The sequence below is a fragment of the Parasphingorhabdus halotolerans genome (genome assembly GCF_012516475.1).
GTDB classification, from domain to species: Bacteria; Pseudomonadota; Alphaproteobacteria; order Sphingomonadales; family Sphingomonadaceae; genus Parasphingorhabdus; species Parasphingorhabdus halotolerans.
The window spans coordinates 982538-999277 of the sequence record NZ_CP051217.1 but is presented as its reverse complement, the minus strand read 5'-3'; the positions used below and the strand labels follow the sequence as shown (position 1 = coordinate 999277).

21 protein-coding genes are annotated in these 16740 nt (G+C 53.8%); 9 read left to right on the top strand and 12 right to left on the bottom strand.

From position 1 onward, the window contains the following. Positions 1–5: 5 nt before the first annotated feature. Positions 6–449, bottom strand: a complete 444-nt coding sequence (locus tag HF685_RS04795) for a DoxX family protein (protein WP_168818522.1) — start codon at positions 447–449, stop codon at positions 6–8. Positions 450–510: 61 nt separating this feature from the next. After that, positions 511–1164 (bottom strand): hypothetical protein, encoded by a 654-nt coding sequence (locus HF685_RS04790; protein ID WP_168818521.1) that lies wholly within the window; start codon positions 1162–1164, stop codon positions 511–513. Positions 1165–1446: 282 nt separating this feature from the next. Between HF685_RS04790 and HF685_RS04785 the strand changes: the two genes are divergently transcribed. From HF685_RS04785 to HF685_RS04765, 5 genes are all read left to right on the top strand, one after another. Beyond that, complete coding sequence (locus tag HF685_RS04785) at positions 1447–1653, top strand: cold-shock protein (protein WP_168818520.1); 207 nt, start codon at positions 1447–1449, stop codon at positions 1651–1653. 386 nt (positions 1654–2039) lie between these two features. Then, positions 2040–3791 carry a tetratricopeptide repeat protein gene (locus HF685_RS04780; RefSeq protein WP_211051353.1) on the top strand — a complete coding sequence of 584 codons (1752 nt, stop codon included), beginning with the start codon at positions 2040–2042 and terminating at the stop codon, positions 3789–3791. Positions 3792–4078: 287 nt separating this feature from the next. Then, a complete protein-coding gene (locus HF685_RS04775; protein ID WP_168818518.1) occupies positions 4079–4852 on the top strand; it encodes a hypothetical protein in 774 nt (257 codons plus the stop codon). Positions 4853–5012: 160 nt separating this feature from the next. After that, complete coding sequence (locus HF685_RS04770; protein WP_168818517.1) at positions 5013–5969, top strand: alpha/beta fold hydrolase; 957 nt, start codon at positions 5013–5015, stop codon at positions 5967–5969. A gap of 13 nt (positions 5970–5982) precedes the next feature. Further along, positions 5983–6390, top strand: a complete 408-nt coding sequence (locus HF685_RS04765) for a hypothetical protein (protein WP_168818516.1) — start codon at positions 5983–5985, stop codon at positions 6388–6390. Here HF685_RS04765 and HF685_RS04760 read toward each other — a convergent pair. Both HF685_RS04760 and ung read right to left on the bottom strand, forming a co-directional pair. Continuing rightward, positions 6387–6737, bottom strand: a complete 351-nt coding sequence (locus HF685_RS04760; RefSeq protein WP_168818515.1) for an Mpo1-like protein — start codon at positions 6735–6737, stop codon at positions 6387–6389. The genes HF685_RS04765 and HF685_RS04760 overlap by 4 nt on opposite strands. Positions 6738–6748: 11 nt before the next feature. Continuing rightward, the gene (ung, locus tag HF685_RS04755; RefSeq protein ID WP_168818514.1) at positions 6749–7456 is read right to left on the bottom strand and encodes a uracil-DNA glycosylase; all 708 of its coding nucleotides are present in this window, start codon (positions 7454–7456) and stop codon (positions 6749–6751) included. Between the two features lie 130 nt (positions 7457–7586). Between ung and HF685_RS04750 the strand changes: the two genes are divergently transcribed. Genes HF685_RS04750 through HF685_RS04735 form a run of 4 tightly spaced genes read left to right on the top strand, consistent with a single transcriptional unit; the run spans position 7587 to position 10643 of the window. Next, a complete protein-coding gene (locus HF685_RS04750) occupies positions 7587–8720 on the top strand; it encodes a beta-ketoacyl-ACP synthase III (RefSeq protein WP_168818513.1) in 1134 nt (377 codons plus the stop codon). Positions 8721–8733: 13 nt separating this feature from the next. After that, complete coding sequence (locus tag HF685_RS04745) at positions 8734–9138, top strand: GFA family protein (RefSeq protein WP_168818512.1); 405 nt, start codon at positions 8734–8736, stop codon at positions 9136–9138. Then, positions 9135–9707: a hypothetical protein gene (locus HF685_RS04740; protein ID WP_168818511.1), complete on the top strand. Its 573-nt coding sequence runs from the start codon at positions 9135–9137 to the stop codon at positions 9705–9707. Before HF685_RS04745 ends, HF685_RS04740 begins: the two co-directional genes overlap by 4 nt. A 30-nt stretch (positions 9708–9737) precedes the next feature. Next, complete coding sequence (locus tag HF685_RS04735) at positions 9738–10643, top strand: alpha/beta hydrolase (protein ID WP_168818510.1); 906 nt, start codon at positions 9738–9740, stop codon at positions 10641–10643. Here HF685_RS04735 and HF685_RS04730 read toward each other — a convergent pair. From HF685_RS04730 to typA, 8 genes are all read right to left on the bottom strand, one after another. Further along, positions 10623–11024: a VOC family protein gene (locus HF685_RS04730; protein ID WP_168818509.1), complete on the bottom strand. Its 402-nt coding sequence runs from the start codon at positions 11022–11024 to the stop codon at positions 10623–10625. The genes HF685_RS04735 and HF685_RS04730 overlap by 21 nt on opposite strands. Positions 11025–11031: 7 nt before the next feature. Further along, positions 11032–11808 carry an enoyl-CoA hydratase gene (locus tag HF685_RS04725; RefSeq protein ID WP_211051351.1) on the bottom strand — a complete coding sequence of 259 codons (777 nt, stop codon included), beginning with the start codon at positions 11806–11808 and terminating at the stop codon, positions 11032–11034. Further along, a complete protein-coding gene (locus HF685_RS04720; RefSeq protein WP_168818508.1) occupies positions 11808–12632 on the bottom strand; it encodes an SDR family NAD(P)-dependent oxidoreductase in 825 nt (274 codons plus the stop codon). The genes HF685_RS04725 and HF685_RS04720 overlap by 1 nt, the downstream gene beginning before the upstream one ends. After that, on the bottom strand, positions 12629–13018 hold the full coding sequence (locus HF685_RS04715; protein WP_168818507.1) for a hypothetical protein: 390 nt from the start codon (positions 13016–13018) through the stop codon (positions 12629–12631). The genes HF685_RS04720 and HF685_RS04715 overlap by 4 nt, the downstream gene beginning before the upstream one ends. 17 nt (positions 13019–13035) lie before the next feature. Next, positions 13036–13353, bottom strand: coding sequence for a DUF3297 family protein (locus HF685_RS04710; protein ID WP_168818506.1), 318 nt, complete (start codon positions 13351–13353; stop codon positions 13036–13038). 79 nt (positions 13354–13432) lie between these two features. Further along, the gene (locus tag HF685_RS04705) at positions 13433–13861 is read right to left on the bottom strand and encodes a DUF805 domain-containing protein (protein ID WP_168818505.1); all 429 of its coding nucleotides are present in this window, start codon (positions 13859–13861) and stop codon (positions 13433–13435) included. Positions 13862–13931: 70 nt separating this feature from the next. Beyond that, positions 13932–14867, bottom strand: a complete 936-nt coding sequence (locus HF685_RS04700) for an MBL fold metallo-hydrolase (protein WP_168818504.1) — start codon at positions 14865–14867, stop codon at positions 13932–13934. 50 nt (positions 14868–14917) lie between these two features. Beyond that, positions 14918–16735: a translational GTPase TypA gene (typA, locus tag HF685_RS04695; protein ID WP_168818503.1), complete on the bottom strand. Its 1818-nt coding sequence runs from the start codon at positions 16733–16735 to the stop codon at positions 14918–14920. Positions 16736–16740: the final 5 nt, after the last annotated feature.

Genomic DNA, 16740 nt, shown 5'->3' with positions numbered 1-16740 from the left:
AGGAGCTAAACCCTGACGTTAGCCTTTTTGAACGGCCAGTTGATGACCCCGCCTGCAATCAGTGCCCACCAGATAAACACCGGCTGAAACAGCAGGCGAGGGCCGTGATACCACCGGCTTGCCGTCTCTCCGCCGATTGCGATATTGTTGATCGCATGGTTCACATTGGCGGGATACACACACAGCGCATAGAGCGCGAGGCCAATTCCCGCCGCATAGCGCACATGCGGGATAAGCCGGGGCGGGATCATCAGGCCGATGGCACCGGCAATTTCAGCAACCCCGGTCAGGAATACGACCTGCCCGGGAAAAGGCACCCAGCCTGGCGTGATCGCGAGAAAGCCTGCCGGGTTTTGGATATGCGCAATCCCCGCTACCAGATAAAATGCCACCAGGACCAAGCGGAAAATGCGCCGCAACAGGCCATGTTTTTGAATGTCATCGGTCATCGCACCCGCCCATTCTCGTTACTGTGTTTACGAAAAACGCTGATCGCTAGCCAGGCGCCTGTCATTCACCCCATGCTTGCGGCGGTATGTCAACCGGCTTGGAAAGATCAAACTCCACCCGGAAATGCCGTCCACCGGCCGCAGCAGGGCGGCGCAGTTCATAAGCAAACTTCGCATCTTTTTTGCCAGGCGGGCTGATCTCGACCGCCCAGGTGTTAGTGACCGATTGCTCCAGATCATTGGCCTTGAACGAGGCAATGGTTTCGGCATCTACGGGAAACTCCTGCCGCGTTTCGCTGCCCTGACCGGCAGTGTCGCCGCCATAGTTGGTCACCGCGTCGAGCGTGCCGTCTTCATGGCGATGGCGATGCTTCAGCCTTATGCCATCATCGGTACGGGTGATAATCCACGTTCGGGATCTATCCCAAGTGCCGTCCTGCGTGCCGTCACTCGCGCCGATGTGGAAGGGGATATAGACCTCGTTGCGCGTGCAATTGGTCACATGCATGATCATCGGTTTTCCGGCCATCTCGGCGTCAGCCTCCTGGGTGGAGACGAGACTTCCCGAATAGGCCTTGTTGCACAGCAGGGTCAGGCGCTCGAAAAACACATCCTGCGGGTTGGTTGCATCCGGTTCGGCGGGGGTTGGTTCACAGGCGGCCAGCGCAGGCAGGGTTGCGGCAAGGAGGATGAAGCTATGGATTTTTTGTGTCATGGATTGCATAGGTACACATTTCGTCCGATGGATGAAACGCCAAATCCCGCAAAGCCAATTTGGGTTCCGACAACATTTGCTTAGTCGGCAAGTTGCTGCTATGGTGATCTTTGCTAATCAATCGCGTCTCGACGAAATTATGGTTTCGCGCGCACAAGATATCATTAATCTGATATTCTGTACCGCATACTCTTTTTCCCTTTTCTCGAAGTTGGCTACCCGTTTGATCCCGGCAAACCCGTCTGGAACAAGCATAATTAAGTAATGAATAGGAATAAGAATATGCCTACAGGCACAGTAAAATTTTTCAACGCAGACAAAGGCTATGGCTTTATCGCTCCTGAAGACGGCGGCGATGACAGCTTCGTGCACATCACTGCGGTTCAAGCTGCTGGCATGCAGACCCTCGAGAAAGAGCAACGTCTTAGCTATGACGTTGAAACCGGTAACAACGGCAAAAAAGCTGCAGTAAACCTGCAACAGGCTTAAGCCGGCAAACAGATTTTTAGGGGGCGGGGATGCGAAAGTATCTTCGCCCTTTTTTTGGATGGGTGTTTGGCGGAAAATGAGAATATTGGCACGCTGCCGAATGCCTCGCTATGGAAGCATAGGCTGACATTTCAGAACTGATAGTGGACATTCCGCAAGCGCTACAATTATTGCCGTTTAGGCAATCCCATAAGCCTTGGATCGAGCCCAAAGCAGACACTAGGCAAATGCCGACCACTGCACTATTGTGGTGATGCGCTTGGCGGAGGGGAAAGATGGGTGGCAATAACAGTTCGGTCCTGTTTCTAACCTTTCGATTGAATCGTTTCAATCTTACTCATCTGATTTATCTCTGCATTGGCTTTGCGATAACTCTGTCGGTTCCGTTGACAGCATCGCCCCGCGTCGCGCCAACATTGAGCATAGCGACAGAAAAGGTAGGGCAACTCTTGTCTCAAGCAACTGAGCAACAAGTCGCCGGAAACTATGATCAAGCAGCCGATTTGGCAGAGCAGGCACTTAGTATTGCCAAGGAAGCGTTTGGGGCAGAACATCCCGATACGTTGGCTGCGATGAATGCACTTGCGGGGTATTATCGCAGACAAGGACGTTATAGCGAAGCGGAACCAGTCTTCTTGCGCGCACTGCAGGATTCAGAACGGATTCTTGGGAGAGATAATCCATTATCGATCAGCTTGGTTCGAAATCTCGCAATACTATATACAGAACAAGGTCGCTATTCCGATGCAGAACCGCTTTTTCTGCGCGTGCTGCAAACCCGTGAGCGGACCTTGGGGCCGGACCATCCTGATACTCTTGCATCGATTAACGATCTTGCAATATTGTACAAAGAACAAGGTCGATACGCCGAGGCAGAGCCGCTGTATCTGCGCGCGCTGGAGACTGCCGAGCGGACTCTGGGGTCAGGGCACTCAAGGACGGTCAGTTTGGTCAGTAATCTCGCGCTACTTTACTCCAACCAAGGCCGCTATTCCGATGCTGAAGTGCTTAGTCTGCGTGCACTTGAATCGGATGAGCAGACCTTGGGTTCGGATCATCGAGACACACTCGGATCGGTCAACAATCTCGCGGTGTTGTATAAACGGCAAGCCCGCTATACCGAAGCGGAGGAGCTTTTTCTGCGCGGGTTAGAGACAATGGAACGGACTCTGGGATCCGACCATCCCGATACGCTCAGGTCGTTGAGCAATCTTGCGGAGCTGTATCGCAATCAAGGTCGTTATGCCGATGCGGAGCGGCTTTTGCGCCGCGCATTGCAAACCCGGGAACGAACCTTGGGAGTGGAACATCCTGGCACGCTGAACTCGGTCAACAACCTGGCGCTGTTATATAGCGATCAGGTTCGTCATGCTGAAGCGGAGCAGCTTTTTCTGCGCGCGCTCGAAGCGCGTGAACGAACCCTGGGGCCAGATCATCCAGATACGCTCGCATCGGTCAACGATCTGGCAGTTCTATATCGTGTTCAGGGCCGACATGCCGAAGCGGAACCGCTTTTTCTCCGGGCGCTGGAAGCGCGAGAACGCACATTGGGTCGAGAGCATCCTGCTACGCTCGTAACCATGAACAATTTGGCCTTGCTGTATCAGTCACAGGGCCGTCCCGAAGAGGCCGAACCGCTCTATCGCCGGGCGCTCGAATCGAGCAATCGAGTGAACGGGTCCGAACATCCGCGTACGCTAACACTCATCAACAACCTTGCGAGCTTGCTGATCTCGCAGGGGCGCCATGCGGAAGCCCAACAGCTTATGAGTCGTTCCCAGACTTCCGCAAAAAAACAGATGGGGCCAGATGCTCCTGAAACCCTTACAGCCGCGAACAATCTTGCTGTTTCCCTGCAGGAGCAAGGCCGATACGCCGAGGCAGAATTGCTCTTTCGGTTGGTGCTCGAAACCAGCGAGCGGACTCACGGTTTTGAGCATCAAGATACGGTTGCCGCGCGGGTAAATCTGGCCACTGTTCAATATTTGGAGCGGGGTTTGGCCAAAAAACATACCGGAGAAATGGCTGGACGGACCTGTATGATTGTCAATGATATTGTAATCATCAATGGCGCAGAAACGAAAATGCCTAGGCGCCTTTGCAAAACACCGCATTCGACCCGATGGCGGCCCGCCTGATCCGCATCGAAACAAAGTCGCCCGAAAAAAGCTAGAAAACTACGGTTAGGACTTTCCGAACAACAGCTACTAACAATATTCACTCTTGGTCGCAAAGCTGCGATCAGCGTTTATCGCCTCTAGACCCTGGATTGCTTCTTGGCTTCCAATAGCGGACAGATAGCAACCCACCCAGTTCCTGCATTCAAAAATGACACAGCCATATTCGCTCTGGAAACAATCTCTGAAAACAAAGCACTCCAAAACACCCTTTCCTACAACAAACCAAATGGGTTATATCAGCCCCCATGAGCAACCACCCAACCGACCCGCAAAATCTCCCTCAACACAACAACCCGGAGGCAGAGCCTCCCGAAATTGATGCCCACGGCCATAATCCCGCCGATTATGACTGGGTTCCTGTTCCGCGCAAACGGCGCAAGGATGGGTGGACGCCGGAGAAGCAGCGGCGGTTTATCGAGACGCTTGCCGATAGCGGGGTGGTGATTGATGCAGCGCGGGCGGTGGGAATGTCGGATACGGCGGCCTATAAGCTGCGCCGCGCTCCGGGGGCGGAGGGGTTTGCGGCGGCCTGGGATGCGGCGCTTTGCGCGGCTTCCGGGCGGCTGGCGGATATTGCCTTTGACCGGGCGATCAATGGTGTCGATGATGTCGTGCTCGACCGCGAAGGGCATCATGTTTATACCAAGCGCAAATATAATGACCGATTGCTGATGTTTCTGCTGCGTGCCTATCGACCGGATCGCTATCGCCATGCCCATCGCGACATGCGGGCGCTGAATGAAGAGCCTGCGGTAGCTGCGACCCCGCCTGTGGCCGAAGCCCTGAAACGGCTTGGCCCCGCGCAGCCCGCCGAACCTGAAAAACTGATGTCGCCGGACGATCTCGACGTCGCATTGACGGTAGCCGATATCATGGACGGCCAATTGCCGCACTGGCAGCGGCAGGATGCTGGTGGAACGGAAGATGAAGCGATTGATACGCCGAAGGTGCAGCGACTTACCACAAGCAAGCTGCAACTTTCTGAAAACGCTGAAGAATCTGATGAAAAATCATCCTGAAAATGCGAATTCCCGAACGCCTCCTGGGCCCAAACTTTGACAAACTTTGATGGTCCTGCGCAGGAGCACTTAACGGCCGGAGGGTTTGCAAAATCAAATATTTGGCACTTCCACCGCTTTTCCGATATTAGCCGATCCATTGTTTTAAGGAAAACCGGCCATGAAAAAATTGATCCGCATTCTTCTCATCCTGCTGGCTGTGCTGATCGCGGCATTCTTCATTTTTCGCACGCCCGACACCGACCGGGCCGAGATGATTGCGAAATATTCCAATAGCGCTTCGCAATTTGTCGATGACGGTGCGGGCGGGACGATTCACTACCGTGACGAAGGCAATAAGGCCGGTATTCCGTTGTTGCTGATTCATGGTTCCAACGGACATCTCCAGACGTGGGAGCCGCTGGTCAAATTGCTGGGCGACAAATATCGCTTGATATCGCTGGACCTGCCCGGACATGGCCTGACCGGTCCGCATGGAGCGGATGATTATAGCGCTGATGCCAATATCGCCTCGGCAACCAAGGTGCTGGACACGGTTGGCGTCGATAAAGCCTATTGGGTGGGCAACAGCATGGGCGGCTGGCTGACCTGGCGCGCGGGGCTTTCCGTGCCGGACCGGACTTTGGGGCTGGTTTTGATCGACGCCTCGGGCGCGCAGGTGGATGAAAAAGTAAAGCCATATCTTGGCGCCCGGCTGGCGCAAACGTCCATCGGGCAATGGGTGATGCCGCATATCACGCCGAAATCGCTGATCAAATCTTCGCTGGAACAAAACTACGCAAAGCCGGAGCTGATCACCGATGAACTGGTAACACGCTATTGGGAAATGTTGCGATTTCCCGGCAATCGTCAGGCTGCGGTGCTGCGGATGAACACGAAACGCGAGCCGGAAAAATGGGCGGAAGTGGGCAATCTGAAAATGCCTGTGTTGTTGCTCTGGGGCGAGCAGGATACGGTCATCCCATTGTCCCATGCCAAGGCGTTTGAAGCGGCGATTTCGGGGAGCACGCTGATTACTTATCCCGATGCTGGTCATTTGCCGATGGAGGAAACGCCGGAGCAGGTGGCGCGCGATATTGATGCGTGGATAACCGGTGTAACCAACGCCGCAGAATGATCGAATGGCAGGCATGAACAGGCCTGAACATGACCCGGAATATGCCCCGGAATATTTCAACGCAAAGATCATTCTCGTCTACAATGCAGACGAGGGATTGCTGGCGAGCATCAAAGACACTGTGCACAAGATCGTCCGTCCGGAGACCTATCCTTGCAGCTTGTGTGCATTGGGACATGGCCCGCTGGCGATGCGCGGGGCCTGGCGGAAATATCTGGACAGCCTGCCGATGGAGAAGAAGTTTTATCACCGGCAGGATTTTGCCCGTGATTACGAGAATACCGCCCGGTTTGCGCTGCCCGTCATATTGATTGAAAAAGACGGTATGCTCCAGACGCTGGTAGAAAAGCAGGAGCTGGATTTGATGCTCGACGTCGAGGAGCTGATCTCGGCGATGGGAGCGGCTCTAAATGACCATTAGCCTTCGGTCTCGACGCCCGCTTTCTCGAGCTCCGGTTTCAAGCGCCCCGTGATCCATAAGCTCCACATCTTGAAGTCCGCGATCAATGACCACAGCGGATAGGTAAACGTCGCAGGCCGGTTTTTCTCCACCCGCCAATGGGCGATCCATGCAAAGAAATATCCGGCGAGCGGCATCGCCAGCAAGAGCATCCAGTTGGCTGTGACAACAGCGTAAATCCCGATCAAGACAACCAGACTGGTGCCAATATAATGCAGGTTGCGCGTCGCTGGCTTGGCGTGCTCCTGCAAATAGAATGGCCAGAAACTGTCAAAACTCTTATGTTCTTTCGGTCGGTTGGTGGTCATTGGCTTTCTCCTTATTCTACTTCCGGCAGCAGCCAGTTGATCGGCGACAGCCCCTTGCTCTCCAGAAACGCGTTTGTCTGGCTGAAATGTTTGCAGCCCAAAAACCCGCGATGGGCGGATAGCGGTGAAGGGTGCACGGATTTCAGCACCAGATGCTTGCCGCCCTGTTCCACACTCTGCACAAATGCTGCCTTTTTTTGCGCGTAGCTGCCCCACAGCAGAAACACGACTGGTTGGCTCTTGGCTGCGATCAGGCGGATGATCGCATCGGTAAATTGTTCCCAGCCCTTGCCGCGATGCGATGCTGCCTCGGCCAATTGCACGGTCAGCACGCTGTTGAGCAGGAGTACGCCTTGCTCCGCCCAATGCTCGAGAAAGCCGTGATTGGGTTGGTTAATGCCGAGATCATCGCGCATTTCCTTGTAGATATTAACCAGCGAAGGCGGCGGGCGCACGCCGGGCTTTACGCTGAAACACAGGCCATGCGCTTGCCCCGGGCCATGATAGGGGTCTTGCCCCAATATCACGACGCGCACCTTATCTAGCGGCGTAAGATCCAGCGCGCGAAAATATTCGCTGCCTTTGGGAAAAACCTGCTTGCCCGCCTGCTTTTCCGCCAGCAGAAAACTGCGCAAATCTGACATATAGCTGCTGGCGAATTCGTCAGCCAGCGGCAGCTTCCAGCTTTCATGGAGTGTAATGTGATCGGTGCTGGCCATGGCTTTTGATAGCAAGCTTTGCAGGATACTCAATAATCCATCAACCAGCTTGCCAGTTTGCCCAGGGGGATTACGCTATTTCCTATAGCGCCAGGCAAGAGCGCAGTAGCAGAAGGACCATATTCTCTCCATGACTGATGCCCATATTCCCGTCATTTCCGCCACTGGTCTGTTCACTCCGACCGATAGCATCAGTAATGAAGAGCTGGTGTCGAGTTTCAACGCCTATGTCGATCTTCACAATCGCGAAAATGCTCAAGCGATTGCGGCTGGTGAGGTTGACGAACTACAGCATAGCTCAGTTGAATTTATCGAGAAAGCATCAGGCATCAAATCCCGGTTCGTGCTGTCCAAGGCCCCCATATTGGATCCGGAAACCATGTGTCCGCAATTGCCTGAGCGGCCCAATGATGAAATCTCGATACTAGCCGAAATAGGCGTGAAGGCGGCGCGACAGGCGCTCGACCGGGCGGGGCGCAAGCCGGAAGATGTCGACGCTGTGTTATGTGCGTGCTCAAACATGCAGCGCGCATACCCCGCCATTGCGGTAGAAATTCAGGATGCGCTCGGCATGGGTGACGGCTTTGGTTTTGATATGAATGTCGCCTGTTCTTCAGCGACTTTCGGAATCCAGACAGCGGCGGACTATATCCGCTCGGGCAGCGCGAAATCAGTGCTGGTGATCAATCCTGAAATCTGTTCCGGCCACCTCAACTGGCGCGACCGGGACAGCCATTTTATCTTTGGCGACGTGGCAACAGCGATACTGGTCGAGGCCAAGGACATCGCGCCCGCGCAGCATTGGGAGATTGTCGGTACCAAACTCAAGACGCAATTCTCAAATAATATCCGCAATAATTTTGGTTTCCTCAACCGTACGGCTCCAGAAACCCGCGACCACAAGGACAAGCTGTTTGTGCAGGAAGGCCGCAAGGTGTTCAAGGAAGTGGTGCCGATGGTTGCGACCATGATTGGCGAGCAGGCGGGGCGGCTTGGGCTCAAGAGCGAAGATATCCGACGTCTATGGTTGCATCAGGCCAATGCGGGAATGAACCGGCTTATTGCGCAACGCGTTCTCGGTCATGAAGCCAATGATGATGAAAGCCCGACCGTGCTGGATACTTATGCCAACACATCGTCTGCGGGATCGATTATAGCCTTCCACAAGCATAGCGACGATCTCAAGGATGGTGATCTCGGACTAATCTGTTCCTTTGGCGCGGGCTATTCGGCGGGAACGGTTTTTGTGCGTAAAGTTGGGTGAATAGGAGAGATACATGACAATGACAGGACAGTGCCTTTGCGGCGCGGTAAGTTATAAAATCGAAGGCGACATGCAGATGTGCGGCGTATGCCATTGCAAAAACTGCCAGCGGCAGGCGGGCAGTTCCTATTCGGTGTTATTCGCGGTGGGTGATGACCAGATTGAAATTACAGGCGGTCTGACAACCTATGACGATCACTCCGATACCGGCAATGTCGTCCACCGCCATTTTTGCGGCACATGTGGCTCACCGGTCAAAACAACGCTTCCAACCCAGCAAGGTGTGACCTTTATCAAGGCGGGTACTTTGGATGATACCAGTGTCCTGAAACCAGGCATTCATTTCTGGACGGGCAGCAAGCAGGACTGGGTGACGGTCGATGCAGATGTGCCGCAAATCGAAGGCAATCCGGGGTGAGTTTTTCCGACACTGCCACCATCTTCGTACTCGCTGTCGGTTTGCTTACGGGATGTGCGGGATCAAGCGACGAGACAAAGAACAAGGCTGCAAGTCAGCCCGAGGCCGATATACAATTGGCTCCGATTATATTGTTGCCAAATGGCTTGTCACAAGGTGGCGACCATTCATTTTCTTATGGAGCCGATAAAGAACAGCTCGTTGTAATGTTGCAGCGCTTTGGCCCGGTTGATCAAAACGCGAATGAGGAATGTGGCGCTGGACCAATGGACTTTGTAACATTGTCATCTGCTGGCCTCTCAGTAAATTTTCAGGATGATAAGATCGTCGGATGGTTCCTCGATGGTACGATTACGACACTGAAGACAGAAGAAGGCATCGGCATTGGTTCAACCCGCGCTGAGCTGGAAAAGGCTATGACAATAGAAATGCAGCCAGACAGCACGCTTGGCATCGAATTTTACGCTCCCCGGCCCGATGGAGGCTTTATCGGCGGTTTTCTAACTGGCGATGGAATGGACGCCAAAGTCGAGAGCCTCTACGCAGGAACCAATTGTTTTTTCCGCTGATGCCTAGAGCGTTGGCACAGGGGGCATATAATGATAAGTTTACGCGCGCGATTGCTGTTTTTCGTCGTCCGGATATCGGGGTTGAAAAACCGTTTGCTGCGGCCCGGTTTGGCAGAGAAATTTCTCGCACGCGATCATGCCAGAGGGCACGCAAAACCGGTGCGCTGGCTGCGTAAACATTGTGATATCGAGCAGGCCGAAATCAACGGTCAGCCATTATACCGGTTAAACCCGAAGGACGGCGGCACAAGTCTCCATCTATTTTATCTCCACGGCGGTGGATATGCTTTCAACATCGTGTCGCTGCACTGGCGGTTCATCAAGAAACTGGTCCGCAAAACTGGCGTCAGTGTCACAGTTCCCATCTACCCGTTATCACCGGAGAATAAATGGGACACCAGCTATGCAATGGTGATGGAAGCCTTTGATCAGGCGGCTGCGCGCCATCGTGCCGAAAATATCGTGGTCATGGGCGATAGCGCAGGTGGCGGATTTTCTCTGGGTCTTGCACAAATGCTGCGCAATAAGGGCAAGTCCTTGCCGCGTCAGCTGGTCTTGCTCAGTCCCTATCTGGACCAGACGGCTGCTGATCCGAAACAGCTGGACCTAGAAAAGACCGATGTCCTGGTATCGGTAGAAGGCATCCACCGCATGGGATCATGGTGGGCGCGCGAGGGCGAAGACCCGGCATCTTTCCCGGTCAGTCCGTTGTTCGAACGGGTGGACGGGCTTCCGCCAATGCTGGTTTTTGCCGGAAGCGACGAGGTGCTGCTTTCCGATTCAATGCGTCTGAAACAGCAAGGTGATGTGGTAGACGCGCAGATAGATCTTCAGGTTTATGACAAGATGCAGCACGTTTGGATGTTGCTGCCGATCCGGGAAGCGAGGCGGGCGATTGATCAGATCGTGAAATTCCTACTCGCCGCGAAAGTTTAGCTCCAGCAATACGCCGTTGGTTTCCGCGAAAAATATCTGCTTGAGTTTGATCGAGGCAATGTCGTTCATGCGATAATCTATGTCATGTTCTTCAAGGCGCCGGATAAAAGCCTTATGATCGCTGCAGTCGAGCGCAACATGATGGATTGCACCGGTGGTCGGCCCGGACTGCGTTTCGCGTTGATAGGCCTGCTGCATCTCTTTTGCATTAATATGGAAAATCGCGCGGTCATTGTCGTCATAGAGCCATTTTACGTGTTCGGGGGATAAATGTGCAGGTCCATCGCGCAGGTCGAGGTCAAAAATGTCCACAAAAAAGCGCGATGTGCCTTCCAGATCATCGGTGATGATATTGACATGATCGAGCGCATTGATTTTCATGACGGCGTTATCCTTTCAGCTTGCGTCCACGCTCGATAATTGCGAGCCGTCGCTGCTCGACTTCATCCATGGATACCCTTGCGTTATAAGGCGCGGATATTTTGTGCTCATAGGCCAGAGCATCGGAAAAATTCATACCATATCCGGTCATGATCATCGACTTGTAGATCTTCAAAAACTCGCGGTCGATGGTAGTCATGTCTTTAGCGAGCGCAAGCGCAGCGGGCATCAGTTCATCGGGCGCATATACCCGATTGACCAATCCCCAGTCAAAGGCGGATTTTGCATCCAGAAACTGTCCGGTAAAGCTCAATTCGCAGGCACGGGACAGGCCGATAAAACGCGACAGTTTTTGCGAAAGGCCCCATCCCGGCGTTATCCCGACCCGCGCGTGAGTATCGGCAAACCGCGCATTGGTCGAGGCAATGCGAATGTCGCAGGCCAAGGCCAGTTCAAAACCACCGGTAATGGCGACGCCATTAATCGCGCCGATGACCGGAATATCCAAAGACTCCAGCGCAAATATCGGATTGCTTTTCGGGCTCTGGTCATTGGCAGGGCCAAGTCCGGATTCGCCGAGTTCCTTCAGGTCCAGACCCGCAGTAAAGGCGCGCTCGCCAGCGCCGGTCACTATCAGCGCGTGGATGCTATGGTCTGCTGCAACATCGTCGCAAGCCCCACAAAATTCATCCCGCAGGGCAAAGGACAGTGCGTTCATGGCCTCTGGGCGGTTCATTGTGATTGTCGCGACGCCCTCGGCTTTTTGAAGCAGTACCAGCGCCACTAGTCATCATCTCCGGCTTCATATTTTTCTGCAGTCTGCGCTCCGAATTGTGCGAGCATGGCAAATAATTGCTCCGGATCGCTTTGCCGCAGCTGCGCCATCATCAATTCGGGACCTTCGGCGATAATCAACTCGGGCACGTTGTTGGCAACGGCCTCCAATATCTGGCGCGCGCATTCCTCTGGCGCCAATCCGTTTTCAATCACCGCATCTGATTTGCCCCGGCGCTCGCCTTCCTTGGTCAGGGCATTCCGCGACACATCGGTCTTGATTGATCCGGGTAAAATATTGGTAACGTGAATATTATGCAGCAATTCGGTCTCTGCGCGCAGGGCATCCATATATCCAATAAGGCCGTGCTTCGCTGCGCTATAAGCGGTGCGCAGTGGTGCGCCAATGCGACCAGCAACCGAGCTGATCCCGACAATATGCCCGCCGCCTGCCTCAACCATATGGGGCAATAAAAGCTGCGTCAGCCAAATCGGCGCGAGTAGATCAACATTGATAATCTTGTGATGGACATCGGGATGGGTATCTATCGCCAGACTGCGCTGGCTGATCCCGGCGTTATTGACCAATATATCAATGCGCCCTTTCCATTGGCGGGCTTTGTCAATCTTGGCGGGTAGAACATCATAGTCGGTTGTCTCAAAGGGCAGAAGCATCGTATCTGTGGCTATGCCTGCCGCGACAGCCTCCAACGCTTTAATCCGGCGACCGGACAGGATGATATGCGCGCCTTGTTCGGCAAAAGCCTTAGCCAGCGCTTCACCGATGCCCGAAGAGGCACCGGTAATCCAAACAACCTTGTCCTTGAAATTCATGCGTCATCCTCTTCCATTTGTTTCAGTTTATGCCAGCCAACGTAACAGAGTGCGAGCATGATGATGTTACCCAAAGCGTCAATCAGACCCATGCTGGTGAAAACGGGATCGTGAAAGGTGAAATAATAATTGAACCCGAAAAAGGGCAGTAACGCGAGACCGTAAACCAGAAAAGTGGTCGCCGTGAATCGGGCGAAGGCCGCAAAGAGCCCGGACAGCAAGGCTTGCGCGCCAAAACAGGCAATGGCGAATGGCAATATCCGGCCACCTTCCCGATATTCGGGCAAAAAGACAGTGTCGATTACATGCTGCGGAAAAAAGGTCGCCCAGCCGCCCAGAACAAAGAATACCAGCGCAATGAAAAACTGGATGCGCTGGGGTGTCATGGCAGTCTCTATGCTCTCTAGGCGTTTTTGCTGTTCTTGGGCGCATCATCACCCAGATCCTCAAACCACGCCTCCACTTCGCCGTTGAGCTTGATCAGCAGCGGGTTGCCTTTGCGGTCCATTGTCTTGCCAGCCTGAACTTTCACCCAGCCCTCGGAAATGCAATATTCCTCTATGCTATGCTTGCGCTGGCCTTTGAAATTAATGCCGATGCCCCGAGATAGCATCTCGCCGCCATAATGCGGGCTGTGCGGATGGACAGAAAGATGATCGGGCGGAATATCCGGGCCGGAAGCGGCGCTGTTTGTCTGGTCGGGTTGCTGGTCTTCGGTCATGACTTGAATGGGCTCCATCTTGTTAGCAGCGCTTTGCCACAGCCTGTTCGAAAATCAAGGCTTTCAAATGAATTCCGGCCTATCGAAACACTTCGCCGACATTCTCATTCATTTTAGGGTCGGTTCCGAATTTGTTATCACCCTTGGTTCCTTCCAGGCAAAAGAAGACGAGCAATACAATGCTGCCAATATAATTGACAATCGGGATGAGGCCGATCAAAATCCACCAGCCACTTTTATCTGTATCATGAAGTCTGCGGACCTGGACCGCGAGATTTGGGATGAACATCGCGAGCGCAAATAACCCCAATATCACGATAAAGACCATCGCTCCGGCCGAAATCTCTTCGCCCGTAGTGGGATCACCGAAACCTCCAAACATTACTGCCAGAAGGCCGAGCGCGATAAACACGATGACCTGAAACAACACAAACATCCAATATTCTTTGCGCTGGGATCGTCCGCTAAACTCAGCATAACGTCGCAAAGGCATCAACATCCATTCCATAACTTATCCCCTCCAACTATTGTTTGGCAATTTGAGTGTATGCATAAATGCTTTGGAAGCAAGCGATGGATTATTCTAGCACCGGGAAGCAGGACAGATCATCGGCAAATTCTATCGGTCCCGCGTAATTTTCGCGGATCGCCGCAACGACAGCCTCTTTATCGTCCAGAGCCCGCCGCATGTGATGAGATAAAACCAGTTTTTGCGCACCGGCCATTTGCGTGGCTTCTCCGATGGACCGGCCGTCCCGATGTAGTCCGCGAGGCTGGCCGTCCGCCATGGAAATTGCGTTGTGCATGACCATGATGTCGGGTTTGCTATTGCGAGTGGCTTGTTCAAACCCTTCACTCAAGAAACTCTGGTCACCGGAAAACACAATCCGCTTTCCGCGATTTTTTATAACAAAGGCGAGAGCTGGCACTTCAAGGTGCTTTACCGGAATAGCATCTATCTCAAGTCCGTCGTTGCGCATCACTGCCTTCCTATTTTCACCATCAACGCCAATATTGAGCGACGTGATTTTTGGTAAGTCGGCACTTCCGTCCAGATAGGGCGATAGATAACGCAACGCGCCATTTTTGCCGACAAAGGCTTCCAAGAGTTCGGATGCGGAAGGAAACGCATCTGATCCCTCGGGACCAGCGATCATCACAGGCTTGTCGCGTTTTGAAAAACTGCCGGCGTTCAACAACCCGGGCAGGCCGCCGACATGATCGCCATGAAAGTGGGTTAACAGGATAACGGCGAGGTCTTCAAACTTCGCCCCTGCTTCGCCGAAGCGGACAAAGCTCCCCGGCCCCGCGTCAATCAGTACGCGTGCTTTGCCATCAATCCAGACAAGATTACTCGCGCCCGCACGGTGGTCATCGGCGATAGGGCCGCCCGAGCCGAGGATTTGAACGGCCAGCGTGTTGTTCTTGCATGACGCGGGATCAGGTTCAGCCGTTTCGCTCGCACACCCGGAAAGCAGGATTGAAAGCGCGAGTAAGGGGCCAGATAGACGCATAAGCAGTCGTCTATCCTAATTTAAGTCGATTGAATAGTTTGTCGGCAGACTTAGGCCGCCTCCGCCCGCCGCGATGCTTTCTTCCGGTCATTGGGATCAAGATAGCGCTTGCGCAGACGAATGTTCTTTGGCGTGACTTCGACCAGTTCATCATTGTCGATATAGGCGATCGCCTGTTCCAGTGTCATAACCTTGGGTGTGGTCAGACGGATCGCGTCTTCCTTGCCAGACACGCGGAAGTTGGTCAGCGCTTTTGACTTCATCGGATTGACATCCAGATCGCCGGGCTTGGCATTTTCGCCAATGATCATGCCTTCATAAACCGGTGTCTGCGCGCCAATAAACAATACGCCGCGTTCTTCCAGCATGTTGAGCGCATAAGCGGCGGTCGCGCCCGTTCCGTTGGAAACAAGCACACCAACCGGGCGGCCTTCGATAACCCCTTTATAGTCGTCATATTTCTCGAACAGACGGTTCATCAAGCCGGTACCGCGTGTGTCGGACAGGAATTCGCCGTGATAGCCAATCAGACCGCGCGATGGTGCACTGAAGGTGAGGCGCGTCTTGCCTGCGCCGGATGGGCGCTGCTCGGTCAGCTCTGCCTTGCGGCGCTGCATTTTGGAGACAACTGTGCTGGAATATTCATCATCCACATCGATTACTACGGTTTCATAAGGCTCCTGACGCTTGCCATCTTCTTCGCGGTAGAGAACGCGGGGACGTGAAATGCCAAGTTCAAAGCCTTCACGGCGCATCGTTTCAATGAGCACGCCAAGCTGCAATTCGCCGCGACCAGCAACTTCAAAGCTGTCCCGGTCTTCGCTTTCAGTAACTTTGATCGCGACATTCGATTCCGCTTCTCGCTTCAGGCGATCACGGATGACACGGCTGGTGACCTTGTCACCTTCACGGCCCGCCACCGGACTGTCGTTCACGGCAAAGCGCATCGACAATGTTGGCGGATCAATCGGTTGCGCTGCGATCGGCTCGCGTACCGAGATATCGCAAATCGTATTAGAAACAGTGGCCTTGGTGAGCCCGGCCAGTGAAATAATGTCGCCCGCCTTGGCGCTTTCCACCGGCACCCGTTCAAGGCCATTAAACGCCATGATCTTGGTTGCGCGGCCTGCTTCGACAATTTCACCGTCCATATCAATGGCGTGAATCGGCATGTTGATATCGATCTTGCCGCTCTCGACCTTGCCGGTCAAAATACGGCCAACGAAATTGTCACGATCGAGCAGCGTGACGAGAAACTTGAACTCCGCGTCGGGATCCACATCTGGCTCAGGCACATGCTCGATAATTTTGTCGAACAGGGGAGATAAATCGCCTTCGCGGACGTCGGGTGTTGGTCCGGCATAGCCATTGCGGCCACTGGCAAACATCGAGGGGAAATCTAACTGCTCATCATTGGCATCAAGATTGACAAAAAGGTCGAACACCTCGTCGAGCACTTCTTCGGCGCGACCATCGGGGCGATCGATTTTGTTCACAACGACAATTGGCTTGAGGCCTAAAGCGAGCGCCTTACCGGTAACAAATTTCGTCTGCGGCATCGCCCCTTCGGCGCTGTCGACGAGCAGGATAACCCCGTCGACCATCGAAAGGATACGCTCAACCTCGCCGCCAAAGTCGGCGTGGCCCGGCGTATCGACAATATTGATGCGCGTGCCTTTCCACTCGACACTGGTGCATTTCGCCAGAATCGTAATGCCCCGTTCTTTTTCCAGATCATTCGAATCCATAGCGCGCTCTTCAACGCGTTCATTATCGCGGAAAGTACCGGATTGGCGGAAAAGCTGGTCAACCAGCGTGGTTTTGCCGTGGTCAACGTGGGCAATGATCGCGATATTGCGTTGGGACATAGTAT